This window comes from Mycolicibacterium sp. HS_4_1 (genome assembly GCF_054515875.1).
Genome location: NZ_CM137261.1, coordinates 3,813,938 through 3,828,390, shown reverse-complemented (window position 1 = coordinate 3,828,390; position 14,453 = coordinate 3,813,938). Strand labels below are relative to the sequence as shown.

At 66.7% G+C, this 14,453-nt stretch carries 12 protein-coding genes; 2 read left to right on the top strand and 10 right to left on the bottom strand.

Features of this window, described 5'->3' with window-relative positions:
• Positions 1-25: 25 nt before the first annotated feature.
• Genes ACX12F_RS18350 through ACX12F_RS18305 form a run of 10 tightly spaced genes read right to left on the bottom strand, consistent with a single transcriptional unit; the run spans position 26 to position 12,001 of the window.
• Entirely contained in the window at positions 26-1,738 is a 1,713-nt protein-coding gene (locus tag ACX12F_RS18350; protein ID WP_459365923.1) for a thiamine pyrophosphate-binding protein, read from the bottom strand.
• A gap of 12 nt (positions 1,739-1,750) precedes the next feature.
• On the bottom strand, positions 1,751-2,695 hold the full coding sequence (locus ACX12F_RS18345) for an acyl-CoA dehydrogenase family protein (RefSeq protein ID WP_459365922.1): 945 nt from the start codon (positions 2,693-2,695) through the stop codon (positions 1,751-1,753).
• A complete protein-coding gene (locus tag ACX12F_RS18340) occupies positions 2,692-3,858 on the bottom strand; it encodes an acyl-CoA dehydrogenase family protein (RefSeq protein WP_459365921.1) in 1,167 nt (388 codons plus the stop codon). The genes ACX12F_RS18345 and ACX12F_RS18340 overlap by 4 nt, the downstream gene beginning before the upstream one ends.
• The gene (locus ACX12F_RS18335; RefSeq protein ID WP_459365920.1) at positions 3,855-4,745 is read right to left on the bottom strand and encodes an acyl-CoA dehydrogenase family protein; all 891 of its coding nucleotides are present in this window, start codon (positions 4,743-4,745) and stop codon (positions 3,855-3,857) included. The genes ACX12F_RS18340 and ACX12F_RS18335 overlap by 4 nt, the downstream gene beginning before the upstream one ends.
• The gene (locus tag ACX12F_RS18330; protein ID WP_459370421.1) at positions 4,742-5,890 is read right to left on the bottom strand and encodes an acyl-CoA dehydrogenase family protein; all 1,149 of its coding nucleotides are present in this window, start codon (positions 5,888-5,890) and stop codon (positions 4,742-4,744) included. Before ACX12F_RS18330 ends, ACX12F_RS18335 begins: the two co-directional genes overlap by 4 nt.
• 16 nt (positions 5,891-5,906) lie before the next feature.
• Entirely contained in the window at positions 5,907-7,022 is a 1,116-nt protein-coding gene (locus ACX12F_RS18325) for a CaiB/BaiF CoA transferase family protein (protein WP_459370420.1), read from the bottom strand.
• Positions 7,023-7,041: 19 nt separating this feature from the next.
• The gene (locus ACX12F_RS18320) at positions 7,042-7,953 is read right to left on the bottom strand and encodes an SDR family NAD(P)-dependent oxidoreductase (protein ID WP_459365919.1); all 912 of its coding nucleotides are present in this window, start codon (positions 7,951-7,953) and stop codon (positions 7,042-7,044) included.
• Positions 7,954-9,801, bottom strand: coding sequence for a flavin-containing monooxygenase (locus ACX12F_RS18315; RefSeq protein WP_459365918.1), 1,848 nt, complete (start codon positions 9,799-9,801; stop codon positions 7,954-7,956).
• Positions 9,798-11,150: an aromatic ring-hydroxylating oxygenase subunit alpha gene (locus tag ACX12F_RS18310; RefSeq protein ID WP_459365917.1), complete on the bottom strand. Its 1,353-nt coding sequence runs from the start codon at positions 11,148-11,150 to the stop codon at positions 9,798-9,800. The genes ACX12F_RS18315 and ACX12F_RS18310 overlap by 4 nt, the downstream gene beginning before the upstream one ends.
• Complete coding sequence (locus tag ACX12F_RS18305; RefSeq protein ID WP_459365916.1) at positions 11,150-12,001, bottom strand: SDR family NAD(P)-dependent oxidoreductase; 852 nt, start codon at positions 11,999-12,001, stop codon at positions 11,150-11,152. Before ACX12F_RS18305 ends, ACX12F_RS18310 begins: the two co-directional genes overlap by 1 nt.
• Before the next feature lie 138 nt (positions 12,002-12,139).
• On the opposite strand from ACX12F_RS18305, the gene ACX12F_RS18300 reads away from it, so the two are divergent.
• Together ACX12F_RS18300 and ACX12F_RS18295 are read left to right on the top strand one after the other, a co-directional pair.
• The gene (locus ACX12F_RS18300) at positions 12,140-13,723 is read left to right on the top strand and encodes an SMP-30/gluconolactonase/LRE family protein (RefSeq protein ID WP_459365915.1); all 1,584 of its coding nucleotides are present in this window, start codon (positions 12,140-12,142) and stop codon (positions 13,721-13,723) included.
• Positions 13,720-14,451 (top strand): GntR family transcriptional regulator, encoded by a 732-nt coding sequence (locus ACX12F_RS18295; RefSeq protein WP_459365914.1) that lies wholly within the window; start codon positions 13,720-13,722, stop codon positions 14,449-14,451. The genes ACX12F_RS18300 and ACX12F_RS18295 overlap by 4 nt, the downstream gene beginning before the upstream one ends.
• Positions 14,452-14,453: the final 2 nt, after the last annotated feature.

The following is a 14,453-nucleotide window of genomic DNA, read 5'->3' as shown; positions in this document are numbered from 1 at the left end:
CCTTTATCGTGTGCCCTTGGCGAATTCACTGTGTGCCCTCGGCGTACCAGGTGCGGAATCGGTCGTACTTGGGCATCTCCTCAGAGTTCGCCTTCGGGTCGATGCACACGTGCACCACTCCGACCTTTCCGCTGGCGTAGGCCCGCGCGATGGCCGGCCCGATCTCGTCGTCCTTCTCAACGTACTCGCCGTGGCAGCCGAAGCCCTCGGCGATCTTGTCCATCCGGACTTCTTTGCTCCAGTGCACGCCGGGCTGGGGTGACGGCTGTTCGAAAGTTCGCTTGTAGACCCCGACCTCCAGGCCCCACTGGTGGTCGACACCCACCACACATACCAGCGGCACGCCCTCGCGCGCAGCGGTTTCCAGCTCTGCGATGTGAAACAGGAACGCCGAGTCACTGGTCAACAGCATGACCGGGCGTTTGCGGCCTTCGGCGATCGACGCGCCGACTGCATAGGGCAGGCCTGTGCCCAGGTGGCCGAAGTTCTGATTCCAGATGACGTCGCGCGGCTTGGACTGGGAATAGGTCCACTGGAAGATCACGGTCGCGCCACCGTCGCGCACCATGATGCCGTCCTCGAGTTCGTTGAACGCCATGGTGGCTTCGACGACATACCGCGCCGGGTGGATCGGCGCCCGTCCCGAAGGCGTGGTCTCTGCGAGTTGGGCGAGTTCGGCGGCGTCGGCCGTGACCAAGGCGTCGAGGTTGGCCGACGGAGCGCGTGGGGTGTCGCGCAGTGCCTCGACGAGCTGGGGGACGACGCCGCGCAGGTCGCCGACGAGCGCTACGTCGAACGATCGATTGACCCCGATGGCGGCCGGATCCTGCTCGGCGTAGACCCATTTGCGGTTCGCGTTGCCCGCCGCCCAGTGCTGGGTCCGGCCGTAGTGCATGGGTTCACCCAGCTCGGTGCCCAGCGCGACGCACAGGTCGGATTCCTCTACGGCCTGGTTCGCAGCCGGCGAGAACAGGTAGGGGAACGTCCGGTCCTGCATGCCGGGGATGAAGGACGTGCCGCCGGAGGTCTGGATGACGGGGCAGTTCATCAGCTCGGCGAGCTCTTTGACCTCCTGCTGGGTGCGTGACGTGTGCACGCCGTGACCGACCAGCAGGATCGGGCTCTTGGCGTCCCGGATGAGCTTCGCGGCTTCGGTGACCTCACGGGCGCCCGCGCCCTGGTTGACGAGCCGATAGGTCGCGGGGCTCGGTGCCTCTGCCACATCGAGTTCGTCGAGGATCACGTGGGACGGGAACTCGACGTAGGCCGGGCCCGGGGTGCCGGACATCGCCCGGCGGATTGCCTCGTGGATGATCTCGTCGGTCTGATCGGCGTACTCGATGGAGCTGCTGTACTTCACCGACGGCGCGAAAAGTCCTTCCTGCTGAATGAATTGGATGCGTCCGCGGCGCACCCGGCGCTCGGTGATGCGGGCCCGCTGGCCGCCGAGGAAGATCACCGGTGAGTTCTCCACCAGTGCGCACATCATCGCGCCGGCGATGTTTGCGACGCCCGGTCCGAGCGTGCCGATGCACAGACCCGGCTTCCCTGTCATCCGCGAGGCGGCCTCGGCCATGAAGCCGGCGCTCAGTTCGTGGTGCGGCGCCACGACGGACCAGCCGCGGGCCGCGGCCTCGGTGAACATATGCACAAAGTTGGGATCCGGGATGCCGAACAAGGTGTTGACGCCTTCGGCCTCGAACAGATCGAGAATGCGTTTGTAGACCGGTACACCCATCTGAGACTCCTTCTATCGGTAGCGCTTGGCCAGTTGCCTGCGGTGTGCTGCGGGAGAGCCGTACAGCGAACGGTTGAGTGCGGCGCGTTTGAGGTAGACGTGGATGCCGCTTTCCCACGTGTAGCCGATGCCGCCGTGGAGCTGCATGGCCTTGCCCGTGATGTCGACGGCCACGCCGGTGGCGTAGGCCTTGGCCATCGAAGCGGCGGCGTCCGCGCGGCCCCGCACCACGGATTCGACTGCGGCGCGGACGAGTTCACGTGCCACTTCGACCTGGACCAGCATGTCGGCGCACGCATGTTTGACTGCCTGGAACGATCCGATCGGACGGCCGAACTGATGGCGCACCTTGGTGTAGCCCACCGTCGCGGCGAGCATCGCCTCGGCGATGCCGAGGCTGTCGGCGGCGATCGCCACTGCGGCCCGATCTCTCAGGAGGCCGATCGGGTCAGCGGAAGTGTCTGCGTAGTGCAAGGTTTCGGCGGCACCGTCGGCGATCACGGTGGCCAGGCGCCGCGACTCGTCGAGTAGGGGTCGCGGGACGACAGGTGCGTCGACGACCGAAACTCCATCGGCTGATATCAGCAGGATGCGGTCGGCGGCTTCGGCGTCGGGCACGAAATCGTGCGAGTCCATGGCCAGGGCCAGCCGCGTGCTGCCAGATGCCACGCCCGTGAGCAGCTCGTCGCGAAGACCGCTGGGCGCCAGCATGTTCAGGGCACCGACTGTCAGCACCGCACTGCCGAGAAAACTGGTGGCGCCGGCGGCCCGGCCCAGTTCCTCGCAGACTATGGCCGCTTCGGCGAACGTCGTCCCGGCACCACCGAACTCTTCGGGCACCTCGAGTCCGACCCAGCCGGCCGCGACGAGGGACGGCCACTCGACGTTGTTGCCCCTGGCCAGCAGATCGCCGGCCACCGACCGCAGCTCGTCATGGAACTCGGTGAAATCGGTCACGGCGGACTCAGCTCTCGTGGCAGGCCGAGTCCCCGCTCGCCGATGATGGTGCGCTGAATCTCGCTGGTCCCGCCGGGAATGGTCCACTCCCATGACCCGATGAAGTCCAGTAGCCACGAGCCCGACTCCCAGCCACTCGACATCGGCTTCGCCAGATCGGTGTGGACGTCCAGACCGCCGGCTTCGACGCCGAAATCGGTGAGGCGTTGCAGCAATTCGCTGTAGAACAGCTTGACGATCGACGCGTCGGCGGGATTGGTCGAGCCGGCTGTTTCGTCAGCCACGTTCTCCACCAACCGGCGGCAGAGGCCGCGCAGGCCGGTGATCTCGATCTCCAGCTGAGCGAGCCGGTCGGCGATCACCGGATCGTCGGCCGGGCAGGTCTCGACCAGTCGCCGAAAACCGGTGTGAGCCAGGCGCTCCGAGAGTTCCAGCATGGTCAGGCCGCGCTCGGCGCCCAACGTCGACTGCGCCACCTGCCATCCGGCGTTTTCCGCGCCGACGAGATTCGCCGCCGGAACGACCACATCGGTCAGGAAGATCTCGCAGAAGTGTGAGTCACCCATCGCGTTGCGGATCGGGCGGACGTCGACTCCCGGGCTGCGCATGTCGAGCAGGAAGTACGAGATGCCCTTGCGTTTCGGGGCATCCGGATCGGTGCGGGCCAGTAGCAGGCACCAGTCGGCGTGCGCGCCGCCACTGGCCCACAGCTTCTGACCGTTGACGACGTATGAGTCACCGGAACGGCGGGCCGAGGTCCGCAGGCTCGCCAGGTCCGAGCCGGCCTCCGGCTCGGAGAAGCCCTGCACCCATATTTCACCGTCGAGGATGGCCGGAAGGTGCTGCTGCCGTTGGGCTTCGGTGCCCGCCGCCAGGAGGGTGGCCGCGGCGTGGTGGATGCCGACGAACGCCAGGACGAGCCGGGGTGCGTCGTGTGCAGCCAGCTCCTGGTACAGCACGATCTGGTCGGCCACGCTCATGCCGCCGCCCCATTCGCGAGGCCAGTGCGGAACGGCGAACCCCGCGGCATGCAGCTCCGCGAACCATGCTTTCTGAAAGCGCACGAATTCCGTTTCCGGGACGCCGGTTTGGGTGCTTCGCCAGTCGTGGGGGACATGCTCGTCGCACCAGGCGCGTACGTGTTCGCGGAAGCCGGCGGTCACGACATTCTCCGAGTCAGTTCGGCTTTCGTCGCGGAGAGCCCCAGCGGCAGCCGGCGCAGCGGCTGGCTGTACCGCGACAGCCATGAGAGGGTGGTCTCGTCGCAGAAGCCGACGGCGCCGTGCAACTGGTGGCACACGCGGAACACGACATCAGCAGCTTCGATGGCCGACATCCGCAGCGCCAACGCATCATTGGTGGTTTCCGGCCGGTCGGTGCCGACACTCCACAACGCGTGTTTGGCCAGGATGTCCAGCCCGCTGCGTTCCACCTCGGCGTCGGTCAGCTGGAACTGCACGCCCTGGAACGACGAGAGGTGAGCGCCGAACTGCTTGCGCATCGTGACGTGCGCGACGGTGAGTTCCATCGCGCGGTCCAGCATCCCCAGCAGCGTCCAGCATGGCAGGACCAGAGCGAGCGCGACATCGGCGGCGCCGCGGTCGTCGACGGCCGACAGCTCGAGCGGGGCCACGAACCCCGGGCCGGCCGGCCCGGGTCCGACCACTACGCCACGGCTGCCGGCGACGGTGACGGCCGCCCACCGTCCATCGAGTCCGGCAACCGGGGCGGCCGGGTTGACGTCGGCCACGACCGATAATCCGTCGACCTCGAGATCGACTGGACGGGAAAGTATTTCAGCCACCGGATAGGGCAGCGCCCAGTATCCCGCGCTGCGGCACAGCGCGGCAGCCGCCTCCAGCTCGTCGGCGTCAGAGCGTGCGCTCAGATCCCAAGTGCCCAGTTCCCGCAACACACCTTCGACGAGCTCCGCGCGGGTTTCCGGCTTGGCCTCTGCCTGCTGCACGAGGGCGTCGCCGCCGGCGGCTTCGAACGCCCGCAGCGCTTGGCGGCCAAATTCTTTGGCCTGTTCACCGAGGTCGAGGATCATCGCGCCCCCAGCAATGCCCGGGACAGCAGGATGCGCTGCATCTCGATACTTCCGGATGACACGGTCGAGGCCTGTGAGTAGCGCCAGTGATCTGCCACCTCGGCTCTGAACCACCGGGTGTACGCGCTGTCGTCGGTCACCTCGGCGGCCAGATCGGTCAGCACCTCGGCGCTGTCCTGATCCAGCCGGGTGACGGCGATGCGGTAGGCCGCCGCGTCGCCCGGTTGTACCTGCCCGCCGGCCTGTAGTGCCACCACCCGGTACGCCATCAGACGGGCCCGTCGGCAGTGCGTCAGCATGCGTACCCACCTGCTGCGCAACTCATCCGGCAGTGCCTGCCACCGGTCACCCAGTGCCGTCGGCGCCGCGGCCAGCAGCCGTTCGCACCGCGCATAGCGGGCGATGCCGACCCGTTCGAACGCCATCACGTCCTGCACGATCGACCAGCCCTGATCCACCGTGCCGAGCACGTCGGCCGGCGTGACTCGCAGCTCGTCGATGAACACCTCGTTGAGGTGGTGCGGACCGAGCATGGTGCGGATGGGCCGGACCTGGATCGCCGGATCATCCATCGGGACAAGGAAAATCGTGAGACCTTGCTGCTTTTTCTCCTGGCGTGAGGTTCGCGCGAGCAGGAAGCACCACTGCGCCATGGTGGCGTAGGAGGTCCAGATCTTCTGACCGGTGATTCGCCAGCCGTCACCGTCAGGACGTGCGGTGGTGCGCAGCGACGCGAGGTCCGATCCCGCTTCCGGCTCCGAGAAACCTTGGCACCAGATCACCTCGCCACGCGCGATGGGCGGCAGATGCGTGCGCTGTTGCTCCCGCGTGCCGTGGCGCATGATGATGGGGCCGACCCAGTTGACGCCCATGTACTGGGCGCCCCGCGGCTCGTGATGTGCCCACATCTCCTCGCGCACGACGGTCTGCTCCCATACCGATGCGCCTCGACCGCCGAACTCCTCGGGCCAGGCCAGGCACAGCAGCTCGCGCTCGGCGAGGACGCGGCAGAACCGCTGCGCCACCGCAAGTTCCGCCGGATCGTCGGTGAAGGCGCCCAGAAAGTCCTCCGGCACATACTCGTTCACCAGATCGCGCAGTTGACGGCGCAACGTCGTGGCGTCCGCGCCCATCTCGAAGTCCATGGTCATCGTCGGCTGCTCACAGTTCGCTCAACACCTCGTCGGTATCGGCGCCCAGCATCGGTGCCGGGCCGGCGACGTGGCCGGGCGTCCGGGAGAACCACGTCGGCACTCCGGGAAAGCGCACCGGGCCGTGCGGGGTGTCCACCGTTTCGAACAGGCCGACGGCATTGAGATGGGGGTCGTCGAACAACGCGTCGGGGGTGTTCAGCGGCGCCGCGGGGATCTCCAAAGTGCGGAACAGGGCCAGCCATTCGTCGGTCGTGCGTTGCTTCATGGTCTCGGCGACCAGCCCGTACACGGTGTCGATGGTGCGGGCGCGTTGTTCCAGCGTGGCGTACTGGTCGCCGGCCCACGGCGGTTGCACCGCATCGATGAATGCGGCCCAGTGCCGGTCGTTGTAGATCAGGGCGGCGATCTCCCCGTCGCTGGTGCGGTAGGGACGGCGGTTGGGCGCCACGGTGCGCGGGTACACGGCGGGACCGAGGGGCGGGTCGAACATCGCGCCGTTGGCGTGTTCGACGAGCATGAACGAGGCCATGGTCTCGAACATCGCGACCTCGACCTCTTGTCCCTCGCCGGTGCGTTCGCGGTGGAACAGCGCCATGGTGGTGGCGTAGAGCGCGGTGAGCCCGGCGATCTTGTCCGCCATGATGGTGCCGACGTAGTCCGCTTGCCCGGTGAGTTGCGCCTGAACGGCAGGCAGCCCGCACTCGGCCTGGATGGTGTCGTCGTATGCGGGCCGGTCGTGGTCCGGTCCGCGGCGACCGTATCCGTAGCAGTTGGTGTACACGACGCGCGGGTTGAGCGCCGCCACGTCGTCGTACCCGAATCCCAGCCGGGTGATGGCCTTGGCGCGCATCGAATGGATGAACACGTCGGCCTTCTCACACAAGGCTTTCAGTGCTCGGCGGCCGGTATCGGTGCGCAGGTCCAGCACCACGCTGCGCTTGCCGCGGTTCACGTTGACGAACACCCCGCTCATGCCGGGCGCCGGGCCCACCGAGATGAAACGCGTGTCGTCGCCTTGCGGGGGCTCGACCTTGATGACGTCGGCACCCATGTCGGCCATGATCTGCGTGCAGTAGGGCCCCATCACCATCGCCGTCAGGTCGATGACGCGGACCCCGTGCAGAGGTCCACGGGCCGGCCCGCTAGCCATGAGCGGCCATCGCGAAGCTGTAGCGGATGTGGTCGCCGTGTCCGTCGGGGACCACGGGGAAGTTCACCGGTGCCGTGGCGTCCCGGATCGCGGCCGATTGTGCGGCCACGTCCTCGATGGACCACGATGGCCGGTACACCCCGGGTGTTTCCGCGACGACGACCCGAGCGACCCGGCCGGCCAGCGCGGCGTAGATTTCGCCGGTGACCGTACAGGTTTCGTGGGCCAGCCAGCCGACGACCGGGGCCACCAGCTCGGGTGACATCGGGGGATAGGACGACGTGTCGATGTCCGCGGCCATCCTCGTGACAGCTGCCGGGACGACGACGTTGCAGGTCAATCCTGCCGAAGCGCCCTCGAGTGCAACGACATTCGACAAGCCGATCACGCCGGCCTTGGCGGCGGCGTAATTCGCGACCTGGTGGTTGCCGTAGAGCCCGCCGATCGACGAGGTCAGCACGATGCGGCCGTAGCCCGCGTCGCACATCACCGGAAACACCGCTCGTACCACGTGAAAGGCGCCGCGCAGGTGGACGTCGAGGACCGCGTCGAAATCGTCGGGCGTCATGTCCCGCAGCGGTGCCCGGCGGACGTTACCGGCATTGTGGATCAGGATGTCGAGGTTTCCGTAGTGCGCCAGCGCGGTATCGATGATCGCCTGCCCGCCGGCCGGGGTGGCCACCGAATCGGTGCTCGCGATGGCCTGGCCGCCCGCGGCGATGATCTCCTGGACGACATCATGGGCCGGTCCCGCGTTCACTCCGTCGCCGGACAAGGTCCCGCCGGAGTCGTTGACCACCACGCGGGCGCCACGCGAGGCGAGCAGCAGGGCGTATGAGCGTCCCAGTCCCCGCCCAGCGCCGGTGACGACGGCGACGCGGCCCTCGAATCTCAAGTCGGACATCTAATTTCCCAGCACCAGGCCGTCAAGGTCGCCGGTGTCCCGCCATGCCTTCAGCAGGTCGTCGAACGCATAGAAACCGGGCGTGTAGACCTCGCCGAGAAATGAGCGCGTCGCGTCGCCGAAACCGCGGCCCTCGTTGTTGTAATAGCCGGGCGTACAACTGTTGTCGAACGCCGAGTTGTCGAAGGCGAACTCCCGGATGGTGGCCACCCACGCGTCCTGGCCCTCCTGGCTGGGTTCGACGGTGACGGCGCCGCGTCTGATGGCCTCGGCGATGATGTAGGCGATGTGCTCGGCCTGCTGCTCGAACATCGCGGTGGTATTGGCTGACACGCCGCCCTGGATGAAGCCGGTGTGGAACTGATTGGGGAAACCGCGGCTCGTCATCCCGTGCAGCGTCTGGAAGCTGTCGCGCCAATGGTCGAACAGCGATACCCCGTCGCGGCCCTCGATCGCATCCATCGCGTAGCGGCGGCTGATCTCGGTGGAGATCTCGAAGCCGCTGGCGAAGATGACGCAATCCACCTCGTACTCAACCCCACCCGCGACAATGCCGGCCCGGGTGAGTCGTTCCACACCCTGTGATGCCGAGACGTCGACCAGCGTGACATTGGTGCGGTTGAAGGCGGGGAGGTACTCGTCGCTCGACGTCGGCCGCTTGCACATGAATCGGTAGTACGGCTTGAGCGCCTCCGCGGTATCGGGGTCGTCGACCACGTCGGCGATCCGGCGGCGCAGCCGCTCCATGATCTTGTAGTCCTCTTCCTCCCGCATCGCCATGATCTGTTCGACGCCCAGGGCGGTGGGATCGGGACTCGCCGCGATGCGGGCCGTCAGATTACGGCCGAGCTCGGTCCAGAAATCGCAGACCTGGTCGGCGGCATCGAACACCACGCCCTCGAACGGCGACCACCGGTGGAAGTTGCGCTTACGTTCGGCCTGCCAGCCCGGCTGCAGCGCCCGCGCCCATACCGGATCGGTGGGTTCGTTGCCGCGGAAGTCGACCGACGACGGCGTGCGCTGGAAGACGTAGAGGTGCTGGGCATCCCGGCCGAGGTGCGGGACCAGCTGCACACCCGTCGCGCCGGTGCCGACGAGGGCGACGCGCTTGTCGGCGAGCTTGTGCAGTCCGCCGCTCGCGTCGCCCCCGGTGTAGTCGTAATCCCAACGCGCGGAATGGAAGACGTGCCCGCCGGCATCTCGGTAGTCGTTGATACCGGGGATGCCGGGTAGCTTCGGTCTGTTGTAGGCGCCCTGCGTCATGACGACGAAGCGAGCACGGATGTCGTCGCCACGATTCGTGGTCAGCCGCCACCGCTTGATGCCCTCGCTCCAACGCACGGTGCGCACCTGGGTCGAGAAGGTGGCGCCGTCGTAGAGACCGAAGTGCTTCCCGATGTTCTGGCAGTGCGCAAGGATTTCGGCGCCGTCGGCGAACTTCTTCGACGGCATGAAATCCAGCTCTTCGAGCAGCGGGATGTAACAGTAGGCGTCGTTGTCGCATTGGATTCCGGGGAAGCGGTTCCAGTACCAGACCCCGCCGAAGTCGCCGGCCGCCTCGATGACGTGTAGGTCCTCGACGCCGGCCTTCCTCAGGTAGGCACCTGCCAGTAGCCCGGCGATGCCACCGCCCAGGATCACCACCTCGAGGTCCGCGTCGATCGGCGCCCGTGGCGTCACCGGGGTGTGCGGATCGTGGTCGGAGAAATCGGCGTAATCCCCAGCGGCTTCCAGATATTGGGCCGAGCCCTCGGGGCGGACGCGCTTCGCGCGCTCCTGCGCGTACTTCGCCCGCATCGCGTCGATGTCGACGTCGGGCGTCTGGGTGGGACCGCACGGCCCGTTCATCGCAACTCCTGTGGTTCGCCCGTGCCCATGTACTTCGAGAGTTGGTGGTGCAGATTCACGGTGCTGCGTTCGCGGTAGGGATTGGGCTTCGTGCCGGGGAAGCCGGCCGATTTCATGCCCTGCTGCACCGCCGCCATATTGGAGAAGTCCTGTGGCAGCACCGATAGCCAATTCGGGCTGTCTTTCGGGGTGTACTCCCATTCCGTCTGCGGCTCTTGACCATTCGGGTACAGCTCGAACACCGCGACTTCGAAGATGCACTTGTTCGGGTCGTAGGTCGGGTCCGGCCGGGCGGTGTAGCACAGCGCGCTCGTCAGCCCCTGGCCGATCTGGAAGTTCGGGAACAGTTGCCACGCCGTTCCGCTCTGGCCCAGCATGTCTGCGGGGATGGTCGGCCAGATGACCCCACGCGCCTCGTCATCGCGGCGGGCCGAGGACAGCCAATGCTCGAGCACTTTGTCCGCCGGGGTGTCCTCCGGTAATTCGTCGACCAGGCGCTTGGCGGCGTCCACAAGCGTCTGCGTCGTGGTCGCGTTGGTCTCTTCCATTGTGTAGACCTGCATTTCGGCGGTCGAGATGCGCGGGTCCCCGATCCCGAGCCGGATCTTCGACTTGGTTTCGTCGAGACCCTTGGGCGCGTCGTAGCCGATGTTGCTGTGCCGTCCCTGCGCCTTCGCCCAGCCCTTGAAGTCGCCGAACCTATTGAATTCCGGATGGGTGGTGAACACGTGGTAGGTCTCGTTGAAGGCCTCCATCGCGACTTTCCAGTTGCAGTCGAAGTTCAGCCACTTGCGCCACTTGTAACGCATGTTGTCCAGCCGGAACGGGTCGAGGATTTTGGCGGCCGGAAAGAGGTAGTCCGCCAACGGTTCACAGTCGTTGTCCATGTTGATGAAAAGCCAGCCGCCCCAACACTCGACGCGCACAGGCGTCAGGTGCGTGTTCTGAGGCGTCAGCACACCCTGCCAGTCATCTTCTTCGCGGATGTGGGTGCAGGCGCCGTCGAGTCCGTATGTCCAACCATGGAATCCGCATACGAAGCTCTTGTGGCTGCGTCCGCGGGCGTTCTTCGCGCCGTCCGGGGTGTCGACCAGGCGGCGTCCGCGATGCATGCAGACGTTGTGGTGGGCCCGGAAATTCTCAGCCGTCGTGCCGGCCCCTGTCCGCACCACGATGATCGAGTCGTCGAGGATGTCATAGGTCAGGTAGCTGCCGATGTCCGGCAGTTCCTCGACACGTCCGACTTGTTGCCATACCCTGCGCCACAACCGATCCCGCTCGGCACGGGCGTACTCGGGGCTGACGTAGGCTTCGACGCCGATGGTCGTCGGCTGCGAAAGTTCCTCCATCACATCTCCTTGATCGTCGTGCGGAAGGACTCGTCTTTCAGGAACAGCGAGGTGTGGTCGGCGCCGAGGTGACTCCACTTGAGATTGAGGCCGCCGTCGACGAGAAGCGTCTGACCGGTGACGTAGCTCGACAGGTCCGACAACAAAAAGAGGATTGCGCCGGCCTGCTCGTCGGGGTTTCCGCGGCGGCCCATCGCGATGGCCTGACGATCGCGGTCCGGATCGTCGTCGACATACGTTGCCGAGGCTGCCGTCTGAGTGACCCCGGGGGCGACGGCATTGACCCGGATGCCGTCGGCCGCGAGCTCGACGGCCATGGTGCGGGTCATGGCGACGACGGCCGCCTTCGCCGTGCCGTACGCGATGTGAAAGGGCGCGGTGTTCATGCCGCTGACCGACGAGATCGAGACGATCGATCCGGGACGCCGTGCCGCCCGTAGCTCGTTGGCCACGGCCTGGCTCATGAAGAACGCCGTTTCCAGATTGCGGGTGAAGAGGGCCCGCCAGTCGTCGCGGGTCACCCGCGTCGACGGCATCCAGGTGCTCGGCTCGGCGCCGCCCGCGACATTCACCAGGCCGTGCAGTGCGCCGTCGGTATTGCGCACCTGGTCGATGACCGCGGCGATGCCTTCGTCGGTCGACGCGTCGGCCGCGACAGGGATGACGGCGAGTCCGGCGGCCGTGAGCGGCGCGACATGCTGGTCGAGATTCGCCTGGGAACGGCTGACGGCGATCACCGTCGCTCCTGATTCTGCGGCCATCCGGGTGATGGTGGTGCCGATGCCACCACCGCCCGCGCCGGAGACGACGACGACGCGACCGTCCATTCTCAACAGTCTGGTGACCGACATGCTAATTGTCCGGACAACATAGCTTGTTCTGCATATTGGAGAACACTATTCCGCAGGGAGAATCCGCTAGTCAAGGGTTTCTGGGAGGCGGTGTCGCCCTATTGTCTGGACTACTGTGGCTTGATAGCGTCGCCCCTCATGAGCCGCTACATCGCGACCAATCCGAGCGTTGCGCAGGGCTGGCGTCTCGAGCGGGTGACCGCGCCGAGCCGGCTGTTCGGCGCGAACGGATTGCGCACCGGTCCCGACGGGCGCATCTATGTCGCACAGGTGACCGGCAGCCAGATCAGCGCGCTGGACCCGGTCAGCGGAGCGCTCGAGACGGTGGCCGCCAAGGGCGGTGACATCATCGCGCCCGACGACATCGCGTTCGACGGCGCCGGGAACCTGTATGCCACCGAGGTGATGGACGGCCGGGTCAGTGTGCGCGACACCGCCGGCCGATCCCGGGTGCTCCGGGACGACCTCCCCAGCGCCAACGGCATCACCGTGCATCAGGACCGCTTGTTCGTCAACGAATGCCGTGACGGTGGGCGGCTCCTGGAACTCGATCCGGGCGGGGGAGTGACGCGGGTCCTGCTGGAGAACCTCCCGTCACCGAACGCGATGGAGGTCGGGCCGGACGGGATGCTGTACTTCCCGTTGTTGACCGCCAACGAGATCTGGCGGGTCGATCCGAATGGTGGTGCACCGCAGCGGGTTGCGGGCGATCTCGGCGTGCCCGACGCCGTCAAATTCGATGCCGAAGGCTTCCTCGTCTCGACGCAGGTGGCCACCGGACAAGTTCTTCGCATCGACCCACGTAGTGGTGAGCAGCGGGTGCTGGCGCAGCTGACGCCCGGACTCGACAACCTGACCTTCGTCGGGAAGCGTTTGTTCGCTTCGAATTTCACCGGCGAGATCACAGAGATCCTCACCGACGGCGGGACCCGCGCGCTGCTGCCGGGCGGGTTGAATTGGCCGCTGGACCTCGCTGTCGGCACTGACGGCCAACTGTACGTCGCCGACGGCACCTACCTCTATACCGTGGGCGCCGACGGCGCACTGCAAACGGTCGCGATGCTCTTCTCGCCGGGGTACCCCGGGTTCGTGCGGGGTCTGGCTCCGTGCGGTGCCGGGGAGTTCGTGGTCACCACCTCGGGCGGTCAGATCAGCAGGTATGCGCCCGAGCGCGCCGAAACCAAGGTATTGGCAGACGGATTCGACCAGCTGTACGGGGTGGCGGTCGACGGCGATGCCGTGGTGGTCGCCGAACTCGGTACTGGTCGCGTGCTGGCTGTCGCTGCCGGGGCGGTCGAGGTGCTCGCCATCGGGCTGCTCGACCCGGTGGGGGTGGCGATCGCACCCGACGGCGGCGTGCTGGTCGCGGAGTCGGCAGCCGGCCGGATCGTGAAAGTGAAGGGCTCGACCGTCGATGTCGTTGTCGACGGGCTTGGGTGTCCACAGGGCATTGCGGTTGCCGGTAGCCGGCTCTACATCGTCGATGCGGGCACCAAGGAGGCTGTCGTGTTCGGCTTGAGCAACAAGGCCCGCACCACAATTGCGGCGGACTTGCCTATCGGCTCGCCGCCCGGTGTCGAGCCGAAACCTCTCAAAGGGTTGCCGCCGTTCTCCGGGCCGCAGGGCCCGTTCGCGGGCATCGCCATCGGACCCGACGGCACGCTCTACGTCTCGGCAGACGGCGACGGCAGCGTGCTGGCTCTGCGTCCGGAACACCCATGACCGCACCCACCACCGAACACCGCTATCTACAGGTGGCGCGCACCCTGCGCAAGGAGATCGTCGACGGCGTTTACCCGGTCGGCTCCCAGCTGCCTACCGAACACGAACTCTGCGAGCGATTCGCCGTGTCCCGCTACACCGTTCGGGAAGCGCTGCGCCGCCTGCGGGACGACAACCTGGTCGAGTCGAAGCCGCGCGCCGGGACCCTGGTCGTGCCGCGATCCACGGCGAACACGTATGCCCAGGACGTGATGTCAATCGACGATCTGCTCGCCTTCGCCGAGGGTGCGCAGTTCGAGATCGTGTCTACCGCCATGGTCACCATCGGCGCCGATCTCGAGGACCGGACGGGCCTCGTGGCCGGTTCGCAATGGCTGGCGGTCGACGGCTTTCGCAGCGGAAACAGTGCGCCCATCTGCCGCACCGAGTACTACATCAGCCGCGAGTTCGCAGCCGTGGGCAGGTTGCTGCACCGGCATTCGGGTCCGATCTTCCCGCTGATCGAGGATCTGTTCGGGGTCAGTATTGCCGAAGTGCACCAGGAGATTTCGGCGGTGCTCGTCTCACCGGGCCTGGCCGCGGAGCTGAAGGTGGATGCGGGTACGGCCGCTCTGCAGATGCGGCGCACCTACCGGACGTCGGACGGCGACGTCGCGCAGGTCACCGTCAACACCCATCCAGCGGCGCGGTACCGGCATTCGATGACGATGCGGCGGGTCAAGAGCTGAGG